The following is a 13,409-nucleotide window of genomic DNA, read 5'->3' as shown; positions in this document are numbered from 1 at the left end:
AAATTACCGTTTAAAAGTTAGAAGAATCTTTTTTAATTTTATTTAAAATATCTTCAATTTTTCTACTTTCACTTAATGATTGATCATAAATAAAAATTAATTGCGGAACTTTATAAATCGTTAACTGTTGACCTAATTTTTTTCGGATTAATCACAAATTTTGTTTTATCACTAATTCAATAATCTGCTTTTGTTCTTGGAAAACCAAAGAATCATAATATACTTTAGCAATTGTGCGATCATTATTTAATTTTACTTCCGTAATTATTAATTTTTGCAAAACTTCATTCTCATCTTTAACTTCTTTTTGCAAAATATTTGTTAGCAAGCGTTGAATTGTGGTTTGTAATCGTTGAAACTTAACATTTACCATTACTTAATTTCCTTCAATAAATAAGATTCAATAACATCATTTTCTTTTATATCATTAAAGTTTTTAATAGTTAACCCACATTCAGTTCCTTGTCGTGATTCTTTAATATCTTCTTTTTGATGTTTTAAAGATGATAAATCACCATCATAAATAACAATACCATCTCGTAAAACCCTTACTTTACTTTGACGACTAATAACACCTTCAATAACCATACATCCCGCAATGACACCAACCTTAGAATAATGAAATAATTGGCGCACAGCAGCTTGTCCTAAAACAATCTCTTCAAACTTCGGATCTAATAAACCTCTTGCTGCTTGTTGCAATTCTTCAATTACTTTATAAATAATATTATGAAGATGAATCTCAATTCCTTCATCTAATGCCAATTTTCGCACAACAGAATTAGGTCGCACATTAAAACCATAAACTAAAGCTTTTGAAGCAACAGCTAAGGTAATATCTGATTCACTAATTGGTCCAACTGAAGAACGAATAATTCTAATACTAATATCATCAATTTTAATTTTACTTAATGACTGTTTTAAAGCTTCTAAACTTCCCTGAGTATCGGTTTTTAAAATAATATCAATATGTTTCAAATTACCAGCTGCAATTTCATCAGATAAATTTTCTAAATTTAAAGTTTTAGTTTTTCTTCGCTCATTAATTTCATCTTGTGTTTTTCTTGATAACGCTACTTCACGAGCTAACTTATCATCACCAAACACCATAAATGGATCACCCGCCTTAGGAACAAAATCTAAACCATGAATTTCAATTGGCATTGAAGGTGTTGCTTCCTTAATAGCAACATTACGATCATTTTTCATATCACGAACCCGACCAAAAGAAACTCCTGCTACCAAAGCATCTTTAATTTTTAAAGTTCCATTTTGAACTAACAATGTACAAACGGGACCAACATTACGATCTAAATGCGCCTCAATAACTGTTCCACTAGCAAAACGACTTGGATTAGCTTGTAAACCTTGCATTTCCGCTAATAATAAAATTACATCTAATAATTCATCAATTCCTGCGCCAGTTAAAGCACTACCTTTAACAAAAATTGTATCACCGCTTCACTCTTCCGAAATTAAATCTAAAGTTGCTAAATTTTTCATAATTAATTCCACATTAGCAGACGGCAAATCCATCTTATTAACAAACACAATAATTGGCACATCAGCAGCTTTAGCGTGATCAATTGCTTCTTTAGTTTGTGGCATAACACCATCATTACTAGCAACAACTAATACAACAATATCAGTAACTTTAGTGCCCCGGGCACGCATTTGCGTAAATGTTTCATGTCCTGGCGTATCCAAAAAAGTAATAATTTTACTATCCTTTGTTTTAATTTGATAAGCACCAATATGTTGCGTTATACCACCAAATTCTTTTTCAGTAATTTTAGATTTTCTAATATTATCTAACAAAGTTGTTTTACCATGGTCAACATGGCCCATAATAGTAACAACTGGCGGTCGTTCTTTTAAATCATTAATATCATCAATAATATCTAAATTTTCTAACAAATTTTGATGCGTAATAACAGTTTCCTTTTTAAAATCTAAACCAAATTCTAAACATAACTCACCAATTAATTCTTCATTCAAAAAATTATTTTGTGTTAACATTTGTCCTTTATTAAAAAAATATTTAATAATTTTCACAACAGGAATATTTGTTTTTTTAGAAAACTCAATAATTGATAACGGTTCACTAAAAATAAAAATCCCATTATCAAGATGTGAATCACTTCCTGTTTTTAATTGATTTTTAATAACTATTGTTTGTTTTTTTCTTTGATTACTTTTTTTCATACAATCACCACCCCTAATTAATTATTATGCTCCTGTTCTTTTACAACTTTGACTAATAATAAATAAATATTATCAACAATTTGTGTTTTAAAAATCTTTTCTAATAATTTTTTTTTTGCATTTTTTCAATAATAGCAACTTCTCGCTTAACATAAGCACCTTTACCAGCAAGACAATAATTTAAATCAACCAAAACTTGTCCTTGTTTTGTTTTAACAACTCTTATTAACTTACTTCGTAAAACAACAACTTTTGTAACAATGCATTGCCGATATACTAATTTTTGTTTTGCCACCAATATTTTTTTCCTTTATTTAATCTTTATCTAATTCAGTATTAGTATTATCAACATTATCTTGCGGAATTTTTTTTTCTTCATTAACAATATTATCTATTTCTTCAATACTTGTTTCTAACTCTACAAGCAAATTATCTTCCTTGATTTTAAATTGATGTTTATTTTGTAATTCTTGCATTTGCTGTTTCGATAAATTACCATTTCATTTAAAAATAATATTTTGATTTAAAGCATCACTGAAAGAAATAATATTAATTTTTCATTTTGTTAATTTTGCTGTTAATTTTGCTGTTATTCCTTTTTTACCAATAGTTAATGAATAATGCTCATCAGCAACGATAATATTAGCTTCATTAGTTTGTTCATCTAAACTAATAGAAATCGCTTTAGCTGGCGATAAAGCATTAATAATAAATGTTTTTATTTCCGCATCTCACTTAATAAGATCAATTTTTTCATTATTCAATTCATCCATAATACTTTGAATTCTTTTTCCTTTATTACCAACACAAGCACCAATCGGATCAATAGTTGGGTCATTACAAAATACTGCAACTTTTGATCTTTGTCCTGCAATTCTTGCAATGACTTTAATTTCAATTATTCCTTCATAAATTTCTGGAACTTCAATTTCTAATAATCTTTTTAAAAATCCTGGATGAGTTCTTGAAGCTAAAATTTGTCCAAAATTTTTCGTTTTATTAATATCCTCAACATAAAATTTTACTTTATCACCTAAATAAAATTTCTCTGTGGGAATAATATTTTTTTTAGGTAAAATTGCAAAAGTACGGTCAACAATTTTTAATAAATAATAGTTTTCTTCAATATTATCAATTGTGCCAATTAAAATATCATCTTTCTTAGAAATATATTTTTCATAGACAACTTCTTTTTCTGCTTCTCTTAAATGTTGCTTTAAAATTTGTGCTACTTGTAATGCCGCTAAACGAGAAAATTCATCAGTATCAACAGGTTCATAATATATATTATCAATTGTTAAATTTTTCTCTAAATTTTTAACATCATCTAATAAAATTTCAGCAAACTCATCTTCAATCTTACTAACAATCTTTAGTAAGCGATAAACTTTAATTTGACCAGTTTGTTCATCAAAGTCTACTTTTATTAAAGCTTGTGGGTCTAAATATTTTTCATAAGCTTTTATTATTCCTTCTTTAATAGCCTCAATAATTAAACTGCGATCAATTTTCTTTTCTTCCACCAAAAGATCAATTGCTTTTAAAATTTCTATTCCATCAATCATCTTATTTTACTCCTTCTAACACTATTATTGTCAACATTTTAATTATGACTTTTAAATTAGATGAAGGTGAGGATTTCCTCACCTTCATCTGCCCTAATTACTTGTTAATTATATAGTGTTTTGACTACTATTACAAGAACTAAATTAATCATTCCCTAACATAGAAAAACTGTAAACTTTTTAAGTTTACAGTTTTTAAATAATATTAATTTTATTAAAATAAATTCCAAATTGTTAATTTAGAAATGCTCATTAGCAGTAACACTAATGGCATCAGAACTAATAATCCATTGTGATTTTTTAAATAACTCATTTATTGTAAGAATTCAACTTTTTGGCAAAAGTGATAAAAATATATTCAAATTTGACAATTAGATTTTATTAATAATTTTTAATATTTGGCAATGAATCTAAAATATTTAACGATATTTTTAAAAATTTATTACCATTTACTTTGACTTAAATCATAAATAATATCTCCTAATTGTTCATGAACCCAAATTGTTGGATGAATAAAATCAAAGAAAAAATGCTCATTAATATTATAAAAATCACAATCTTCATTAAACTCAGGTTTAACATTCAAACCAAATAAAATACAACTGTAATTAACATCAGTAGAACCCTTATTAAATATTCCGCCTTTTTTTGAAATTCATCTAAATTTTTATTAAAAACAACATTCAAATCAAATAATTTAATAATTTGTGGATATTTTGTTTGCAATTGCTTCATTCCTTCTAATCATACTGGTATGGCAACCCTTTTTAGGATGGATAGGTTACAATAAGTTCTCTTAAATATTGCCAATATTTTTTATAATATAATTCCTTTGAAAGGAGGATTTTTCTTTATGCGAAAATTTTTATCAGCTTTAAATTTAGTATGTGTAATGTTTATTTTTGGATGTAGAAGTAATGTTTCTGAAAAAAGCTTTTTAATCGAAAATCAAAGTATTAATAATCCTATAAGGGATTTTTTTAAACGAGAAGGTGTTTATAAACCAAAACCATCTGAAGATATATTGACTACTTATGACTGAGAAATTCCTAAACTTGAAAGTATTAAAGTGTCATTTGTTTATTTAGATAGATATCAATTAAATAAACCACAATATTTTATAAGTTCATTTTTAACAAAAATACCTAATTAATTAGCAATTTTAATAAATATGTTTGAAAATCGTATTTTTTGTAATACGGTTTTCTTAATTTAAGGAGTTTAAAAAAATGAAATATATTATTCCCCAAGCTGATTTAGCGGATTTAAAAGCAAAAATCCAAAGCTGACTAAGTGCTAATTGCCGTAATCCTTATTACTATAAAACTAAAAATCGCATTACTGCATATTTAAATTTATGTACTTATTTCTATATTAAAGAAACTACTTTAACAAAACTTATTAAAAAATATTTTAAGAACGCAACAAAAACCTTTTATCGTTGGGCACAAAAAATTATAACTGCTTATTATTCGGACAATTTAGATTTGTTATTGTTTAAAACTACAAAACCACTAAATGACAAAATCTTAATTATCAATATAGTTTAAATTCTCGTGAAAAAGTATGTGATTTATATTTTGATTATAAAAATCTTCAAGCCGGCGGAATGTGGTCTTTATTTAACAATTTAAAAATCGGTTTTCATGATGTTAAAAATTCAGAAGTTCCGAAAAATATTAAAACTTTTTATTGTTGAATTAAATCCGACCCTCGTTGAAAAGAATTAAAACAGCAAAACAAACAAACAAAACACCATTTTAAGCGTTATGAAGTTTCTGAAATTGGTCTTTTACAAATGGATGCCAAAATTATTACCACATCAAATTTTCCGGTTGATAAAAAATATTATATTTATGATTTCATTGACGAAATAACACGCATAGTATTTGGTTATGTTTATGATAGTTTAGGAACTAACAATGCCCTTAATGCCGCGCAAAGATCAATGAAAGATTTCGGCGAACTTGGCATAACCATTAAACGCCTTCGTACTGACAATGCTCCGGAATTTACTACTACTAATTGAAGTAATAAAAAAGCATACAAAGAAAAAGAAAGGCCTTTTACAACCTTTCTTTCAAGGAACAGAATTGTTCGTGAAAACACACCAATTCGTTCGCCTCAATCCAATGGTAAGATTGAACAATTCCACCAACATTATAACAAATTATTTTATTCCAAGGATAAAAAATTATTTTAATTTTGTCGAAAACTCTTGATATTTATTGAATATACTTAATTTTAGGTATATTTTTAATATGATAGAGGTAGATAATAATTATGGAGAAAATAATTCAATAACTAGTAAATACTTTAACAGATGATCAATTTTTAGAATTTTATGAAAAAGTCAAACAACAAGCAGAATTAATAAAAAAACAAAAACGTTTAAATGAAATTGATCAAAAATTTAGAGCACAAGGTATTAAATGCCCTAAATGCGAATCTTACCATTGCGTTAAAAATGGACATAATTCAGAAGGAAAAAAATATTTATGTAAAAATTGCCGTGCAAGTTTTGACGCTTTTAGTAATCATTTTATTTATTGAAGTCATTTAAATTATGAACAATGAAATTTATTGATTCAAATTTCATTGCTGGGGCAATCTAGTAAAACAATTTATCATTTTATTAAAACTACATTAAAAACCGCTTGATATAATCGTCAAAAATTAATGAAATCAAAACAATTAGAAAATACCCAATTAAAATTTAAAAAATTATCTGGTAAAATCCAAATCGATGAAACATTTATTAAAGAAATTCATAAAGGAAATTTCAAACATAAAACTGATCCACGAAGAATTCACCTTTACCCATTCGCAACTAATACTAAATGCTGTATTCAAATGGCAGTTGATAATAATAACAATATTTATGTTAAATCCACAAACACCAAACGTTTACAAAAACAATGAGTTATTGAAAATATGAACAAAGAATTAATTAACCAAAATTCAATTATTACTTCTGATATGCAAAAATTATATTTTTTATTAGCAAAACAAACAAAATTCTACTTTATGTGTAGCTAAAACAACAATTAATCCTGAAGCTATTTATCGTAACTTAAATAAAATCAGTAAATTACAATCTAGTCTTGAAGAAGCCTTAATTCATTATCAAGGTTTAGGTTTTACTAATATTCAAAATTATTTAAATCTCTGAAAATGAAAATACCAACATAGGGGTTTAACTCCAAACCAACAAACAGCGGTATTATATTTTAATGTATAAAAAATTAAAGTAAAAATAGTAATTTTACATAAAAGCCTTTTAAACTTATCAAATTGATGATTTTTTTTATTTTATCAAGAGTTTTCGACAAAATTAAAACAACTATTTTATTAAAAAAAACTAAGAGTTTTTATAACATCTTAGTTAATATCTAATATATATTTATGAATTGCTTTACTAACACCACCATTATTATAAGTATCAGTAATATCATTAGCAATTGCTAATAATGGTTTTTCACTATCTTTCATTGCAATTCCATAACCAGCTCATTCAATCATTTTATAGTCATTCATTCCATCACCAATCGCCATAACCTCTTCACGATTAATATTTCACATCTTAGCTAAATGCTTAATACCACTTGCTTTACTAATATTTAATTCATTAACCTCAATCATCCGAGATTTTCCCTTTTCAGAAATCGCAATTTCAGCAATTTGTAACTTTTCTAATTCTAATGCTAAAATATTAATTCTTTTACTCTTACCTAATAATAAAATTTTATACATTCTAACATCAGAATTTTCATTAACTTTAACAATTTTACGACGATTTAACTTTTGAATTAATCAAATTTTAAAAGTTTTCTTTAAAATATAACCAATATTACCATCAACACTATAACCTCAAAAAGCAACTTTATAATTTTTAGCTAAATTAATAATTTTCTTAATAGCACCTGATGATATTTCTTTATCAACTAATAACTCACCAGTTCTTAAATTAATAACATAGGCACCATTAAAAAATACCATATGCTCACTAGTTTCATATAAACCTAATTCGCGAGCAAACTTATAACTAGATTGCGGTGATCGTCCTGTAGCAATAATTACTTTAACACCTAGTTCTTGAGCTTGCTTCACAGCAACAATATTTTCTGGATGTAACTTAAAATGATTTTTCAATAATGTTTTATCTAAATCTAAAGCAACTAACTTAATTTTCATCATAACACCATTTATCTTTTCTAATTTTATATTTTTCACAAATAATTATAACATATATTACAATTTTTTTTAATTTTGTCGAACTCTGGTGTCGCGTTTAGTTTTCTTAGGTGTTGCTTTGAAGAAGTAAAACAATCAGCTAATTATATTATTTAATTACTAAAATAACCATACCTTTCTTGTTATTGTCATTTTTATTCATGATTATTTTACCATATTATTGAATTTTTACACACTAAAAATTATTAATATTATTAAATTTTCACTAATATATATTAATTTTATATTTTTACTTACTTAAATCTATTATATTTATTTGTTACAGCATTACCTTTATAATTAATTCAACTATACATTTAATTTGTTTAAATTTGCCATTCTTAAATGTAATAAGTTATTTAAATTCTTATGATTATATATTTTTGCTCCATATCCTAATTGTTGTTTTACTAAATGTGATACATCACTTTCAATGCTACAACCGATATTTCATTCTAAATTTTGATTATGAATACCGTGCTTATTGTTTTTGAAATAATTACTAGCTTTCCTTAAATTTTTTTTAATATCTTTATTTAATTCATTTTTAGCAACATTACGAATGGTTTTGATTAATTCTTGATGATTTCCATTTTTATATAATTAAATTCAACTATTTAATAATACTTTACGATTTTCAAAAATAATATTAAGTGCCGTTTGTTTTAATTTTTTAATAGCGTGATAACCATCTAAAATATATCTAACATTACCAAAACTATTGGAAATTTCTCTAATTCAATTAGCGCCTTCGCCGCAAACAATTATTCTGTCATAATTAATACTCACATAATATTTTTGTAATTCTCTAATTAATAAATCACGATAATCCATCGTATTTATTCGCTTACCAATTTTTAACATTAAAAAATGACCTCGTTTGTTTTCTAATTTTCTACGAGCATTTTTGTAATTTTTTTCTTTATATCCGGTATGAAAAGCAACTAAACAAATTCTTTGGTCTTGTTTAACTTTCTGATCTAATGTCGCTAAAAATGTCTCATCTAGTTGAATATATAAATCCTTATTTTTGACATCAATTCTAGTTTTAGTTTCTTTTTCTGCTAGTTGAAAATATTCAGCAATATCATATTTATTTAAAATATTTGAAATACTAGCTTTTGAAATATAACAATGATTTAGAGCATCTAAAACATCGCTATAGCGTTTACCATCGCCCAAAAGACTTAAAACTTTAAATTGAACATCAAAATAAATGCGTTGTTTAGGTAATAAACCAATTTCTTTATCTAATAAACATACATATTCAAATTTACCTGATTTTTGATTTCAATATTTATATCGGCGTCGTTTAAAAATAACTTCACCAAAAATTGTAATAATTGTTCTTGTTGCAAAATGAACTACTTTATAACCTTGTTTTAAACGATAATGATATTTATATAAGTATTCATCTAATTTTTCATATTCGTTAGCTAATTGTTCACATTTATTGGTGTACATATTTTTATGCGTTGTAAATAAACTTAATCAATGCTTGTTTTCTATCGTTTTTAAATTATTATTAATTTTTAACATAAAAAATCACCTTTCTTGGTAGTAATTTTAATAAAGTTTAATTTATTTGCTTCAATAATACAATTTTCAGTTACTATCATAGTATTGTAAGAAGTCTATATAGTAAAATTAGAATTTTTTTGTTTGACGGTACATAATGAAATTGCAAAGTGAATAGATTCCAGACTAAGATTTGGAAAAAGCGTGTTGATTATTTAATAAATTTTATTAATTAGTAAAAATTCACGAAAGGAATTTGATTAGTATGAAAAAAACTCTTAGAATTACTAGGGATAATTTTGCTAACCAGTAATGCTGCCGGCCCCTTAGTTGCCAACAAGTCTAATAACAATAAAGCGAAAATTAAAAACAGTCCAAAAACATTAACTCGCCCAAAAAGACAAGCGCCGCCGAAAAAAGGAAAAAATAAAAAAGTCAAACAACCACAAAATGCGCAACCCTCAACAAGTACAGCTGATCAAGTTGAATTCATTGAAAAAGAAATTACTTTAAATGAAAATTATGCTAAAGAGATTAAAAAAATGTTACAGGGACTTATTGATGAAAATTATCTTGATCCATTAAGAAGCATCAATATGGGCGGAATTATAAGCACAGAACTTGATAATAAAACAATTATTTCTAAATTAGAAGAATTAGAACCCAAAATGGCTAATTGAATTAACGAACAACAAAATAAGAAAGAAAAAATACTAATATTAACTTTAAAAAACAGTGATGATAAAAATATAAAATTAGTAATTAATTTAAAAAATTTTTATGTCCTAGGATTTATAAACAATAGCAATCAATATTTTCATTTTAAAGATTCGCAAGTAAAAGAAATTAAGAAACAGGACTTAAATATTCAAGAGTCAATAAATTTAGGTTATAATAGTAATTATTGTCATTTAAATAATGATAATTTCGGTATTTCTTACTCGAATATAGACGATTCTATTAGTGCATTATCAAAACATAATATAAAAGATAATAATAAAATAAAACAACATTTAGCACGATTAGTTTTTATTACTAGTGGGGCGATGCGGTTTCAATGTGATGAAAAGACTTTAGAAATTTTTGCAGAAATTCGAAATGTTGATGAACTAAAAAACGACTTAAAAAATATATTGAAGGTTGTTCAAGACACCATTGATGGGAAAAATGAAGAAATAAATTGAGCAGATTATAAAAAACAATTAAATAAATGAGACAAATATTCAAAACAGATTAATGAATTTAGAATAGAAATTTGAGCAGATTTAATTAAAATTAAAAAATTAAATGATTTCATTTTTAATAAAAAAGAAGATCTTATAAACAATTTAGATAATTTTTTAAACTTCAAAAATGAACAAGAATTAACTAACAAGTTAGCAACATGATTTGATAAAAATGCCACGCAAGATGAAAAAGAATTAAAAGATGATTTTGTAAATGAAGCAAAAAATTTCATAAAAGTTCAAATTAAACCTTTAGATTTAAAAATATTAAATAATTTATCTTCTAATTTCGCAAGTGAACAACTTATAATTAAAAAACAACAAGAAATTTTTCCAGAAATAAATCAAAATTTCAAAACCAAAAATGATGTAGAAAAATCAGATCAAGAAGTTAAAACAGAAATTACTAATATTATTAATAATATTAGTAATAATAACACTAGTCTTTTATGTTCATCTATTACTCAAAATAATTTAGATATTACTAAATTATTACTTATGTTAAATTCAAATTTAGAAGTAATAAATGGTTATTGGGGCAATTTATCACCCTTACATTATGGATCCTATTTAGGTAATATAGAGATTGTTAAAGAATTATTAACAAATAAAAATAGTAAAAATAAAATTAAAGTTAATTCAATGGTTGAAGGTGATTTGTCGCCATTACATTATGCAGCATTTTTTGGTCATACAGAAATTATTAAATTACTACTTGCTAGTGGTTCTAATACTAATGCTAAGTATGTTAATAATACACCTTTAAATATTGCAACAAATAATGGTCATATAGAAGCACAAAATCTTTTAAAAAAATTTAATGAATTAAATCAAAAAATAATAAAAGATAAAGAGTTACTAAAAAACTTATCAGAAAAATTAACACCAGAGCAAAAACAAGAATTAGAAAAAAGAATTAAAGAAAGAATTAAAAACACAAAAAAAGAATTAAAAACATTATTACAACCAACATATGATGTACCAGCGGATAATAGTTGTTTGTTTTGGTCGGTATCAACATCTTACTTATTGCCAGTGAGAAATAATAATGAAGAATTTAGAAACCGATTTATCCAATTATTTGGTGAAGAAAATTTAAAATATTTATTACATATTCAAAAATTACTACAACAATATGATTTAGAAGATAATAGAAATCTAAATCAATTATGATATCAAGATGCTACCGCGCATACATTAGTAAGAATTGTCTTTCGTAATCGCGTTGTTGATTATATACAATCAAATTTAGATACAATTCCAAATCGCAATGGCGAATTAACATTTAGAAACCTTATTCAAGATAATAATGATATTGATACTAATTACTTAGAAATAATGCAACAACCTTCAACATGAGGGGGACACCAGAAATAATAGCAATGAATAATGTTTTAAATGCTAATATTAGTGTAAATAATAATGGTTCTTATCAACCAGTTAATCAAAATGCAAATAATAATAACATAGCGATATCTTATGTTGAACTTACAAAAGGCTCTGGTATTAACAATCATTATAATTTTGCTTTAACACCAGAAGAAGATCAAGCAAATCACGCCATTGTTATTAATGACAATCAGGGAAATATACCTGTAGTTGACACAACAAAAAGACCAGATAATTTACCACCAACAACTCCAAAACCAGATACAAACCCAATTAAATTAACAGTTGATGATCATGGTCAACACCACGCCATTTTGTATAACAATAATGAAGATGATGATTCTAATCATGGTAATAATATTATCAATTCACAAAAAGCAACTACAAAGGCGATAAATAAATATAATTCGCTTTCAAAAGAAGAAAAATTAAAAAGATTAAATGAAATTAATCGTCATTATGAATCATTATCTGAAAACGATAAAAAAGCTTTTAAAGAAAAATTAACAAATACTGGATTGGCAGCTTTAAGTGGAGGGGCATCAACAGCTTATGGAACCAAAATGACTGTTAGTGGTGCCACCACTACTAGTGTCACAAATGCAGAAGCAATGGAAATGACTCCGCTCTTATCAACAAGCACAACAGAAAGCTTAGCCGCCGCAGAAACAATTACTGTTGCTGAAACAGCAGCAGTTGAAGGCGGAATTATAGTGGGAGAAGCTGGTACTGTTGCCACTCTGGCTCCGGAAACTTTAGGATTATCCTTAGTAATTGGCGGATTAGCAATTGCAGGAACATGAATGTATTTTGCTTTTCATCATCATTCAACATCTGATATTGCGTTGCCAACTTTAATTCATCATAATGTTTATGATAACATTGAAAAATGATATAAATTTCTAGCCCATGATAAATTAAAAATTAAAATTAACAAAAACACATGAAATGAAATCAAACAAAATAAAAATTCACAAGCAAACATTACTAAAATTATTAAAAATAAATTTGTTATAAATGACCATTCTGGTTGAGGCGGAAGTGTCACAAATGAAGATTTCAATACTCTCGTAAAAGTAATACTGCTTCATTTTGAACAAATAAATGGTTATTTTGAAATATTAGATAATGAAAATGATGGTTTTGTCATTATAACCAACACTGAAGGCGATTGACTAGGAATAGAATAAAATTTAACATTATTAATTAAAAGAGAAAAATATTTTTTATATGTGTTATGCAGAATAATTTAAAAATATTTTTACTAAAGCAG

General features: G+C 25.6%; 13 protein-coding genes and 1 pseudogene. 8 read left to right on the top strand and 6 right to left on the bottom strand.

Annotated features, from left to right (window positions below):
• Positions 1-10 precede the first annotated feature (10 nt).
• The 4 genes from rbfA to nusA form a co-directional block, all read right to left on the bottom strand.
• Positions 11-373: a 30S ribosome-binding factor RbfA gene (rbfA, locus tag I5Q57_RS07425; RefSeq protein WP_215825931.1), complete on the bottom strand. Its 363-nt coding sequence runs from the start codon at positions 371-373 to the stop codon at positions 11-13.
• On the bottom strand, positions 373-2,205 hold the full coding sequence (gene infB, locus I5Q57_RS07420; RefSeq protein WP_215825930.1) for a translation initiation factor IF-2: 1,833 nt from the start codon (positions 2,203-2,205) through the stop codon (positions 373-375). Before infB ends, rbfA begins: the two co-directional genes overlap by 1 nt.
• Positions 2,206-2,305: 100 nt before the next feature.
• On the bottom strand, positions 2,306-2,500 hold the full coding sequence (locus tag I5Q57_RS07415; RefSeq protein WP_215825929.1) for a YlxR family protein: 195 nt from the start codon (positions 2,498-2,500) through the stop codon (positions 2,306-2,308).
• 19 nt (positions 2,501-2,519) lie between these two features.
• Positions 2,520-3,770, bottom strand: a complete 1,251-nt coding sequence (nusA, locus tag I5Q57_RS07410) for a transcription termination factor NusA (RefSeq protein WP_215825928.1) — start codon at positions 3,768-3,770, stop codon at positions 2,520-2,522.
• A gap of 853 nt (positions 3,771-4,623) precedes the next feature.
• Between nusA and I5Q57_RS07405 the strand changes: the two genes are divergently transcribed.
• The 6 genes and pseudogenes from I5Q57_RS07405 to I5Q57_RS07385 all read left to right on the top strand — a co-directional run bounded on the left by I5Q57_RS07405 (position 4,624) and on the right by I5Q57_RS07385 (position 6,809).
• On the top strand, positions 4,624-4,923 hold the full coding sequence (locus tag I5Q57_RS07405; protein WP_215825927.1) for a hypothetical protein: 300 nt from the start codon (positions 4,624-4,626) through the stop codon (positions 4,921-4,923).
• Between the two features lie 76 nt (positions 4,924-4,999).
• A complete protein-coding gene (locus tag I5Q57_RS07400) occupies positions 5,000-5,320 on the top strand; it encodes a hypothetical protein (protein WP_215825926.1) in 321 nt (106 codons plus the stop codon).
• 59 nt (positions 5,321-5,379) lie between these two features.
• Complete coding sequence (locus I5Q57_RS07395; protein WP_215825925.1) at positions 5,380-5,973, top strand: DDE-type integrase/transposase/recombinase; 594 nt, start codon at positions 5,380-5,382, stop codon at positions 5,971-5,973.
• Between the two features lie 58 nt (positions 5,974-6,031).
• Positions 6,032-6,187 (top strand): hypothetical protein, encoded by a 156-nt coding sequence (locus I5Q57_RS07390; RefSeq protein ID WP_215825924.1) that lies wholly within the window; start codon positions 6,032-6,034, stop codon positions 6,185-6,187.
• A pseudogene (locus I5Q57_RS10155) lies at positions 6,141-6,254 on the top strand (hypothetical protein); the annotation flags it as partial. The gene I5Q57_RS07390 and the pseudogene I5Q57_RS10155, both read left to right, overlap by 47 nt.
• A 99-nt stretch (positions 6,255-6,353) precedes the next feature.
• Positions 6,354-6,809 carry a hypothetical protein gene (locus I5Q57_RS07385; RefSeq protein WP_215825923.1) on the top strand — a complete coding sequence of 152 codons (456 nt, stop codon included), beginning with the start codon at positions 6,354-6,356 and terminating at the stop codon, positions 6,807-6,809.
• A 342-nt stretch (positions 6,810-7,151) separates the two neighbouring features.
• Here I5Q57_RS07385 and I5Q57_RS07380 read toward each other — a convergent pair whose 3' ends face one another.
• Both I5Q57_RS07380 and I5Q57_RS07375 read right to left on the bottom strand, forming a co-directional pair.
• Positions 7,152-8,003: an HAD family hydrolase gene (locus I5Q57_RS07380; protein ID WP_215825922.1), complete on the bottom strand. Its 852-nt coding sequence runs from the start codon at positions 8,001-8,003 to the stop codon at positions 7,152-7,154.
• Between the two features lie 603 nt (positions 8,004-8,606).
• Positions 8,607-9,542 (bottom strand): Mbov_0401 family ICE element transposase-like protein, encoded by a 936-nt coding sequence (locus I5Q57_RS07375; protein ID WP_215825921.1) that lies wholly within the window; start codon positions 9,540-9,542, stop codon positions 8,607-8,609.
• Positions 9,543-9,820: 278 nt separating this feature from the next.
• On the opposite strand from I5Q57_RS07375, the gene I5Q57_RS07370 reads away from it, so the two are divergent.
• Together I5Q57_RS07370 and I5Q57_RS07365 are read left to right on the top strand one after the other, a co-directional pair.
• Positions 9,821-12,124 carry a ribosome-inactivating family protein gene (locus I5Q57_RS07370; protein WP_215825920.1) on the top strand — a complete coding sequence of 768 codons (2,304 nt, stop codon included), beginning with the start codon at positions 9,821-9,823 and terminating at the stop codon, positions 12,122-12,124.
• 5 nt (positions 12,125-12,129) lie between these two features.
• Positions 12,130-13,326 carry a hypothetical protein gene (locus I5Q57_RS07365; protein WP_215825919.1) on the top strand — a complete coding sequence of 399 codons (1,197 nt, stop codon included), beginning with the start codon at positions 12,130-12,132 and terminating at the stop codon, positions 13,324-13,326.
• Positions 13,327-13,409: the final 83 nt, after the last annotated feature.

The sequence above is a fragment of the Spiroplasma endosymbiont of 'Nebria riversi' genome (genome assembly GCF_018831625.1).
In the GTDB taxonomy this organism is placed as follows: domain Bacteria; phylum Bacillota_I; class Bacilli_A; order Mycoplasmatales; family Nriv7; genus Nriv7.
This window is presented reverse-complemented; position numbering and strand designations above follow the sequence as displayed.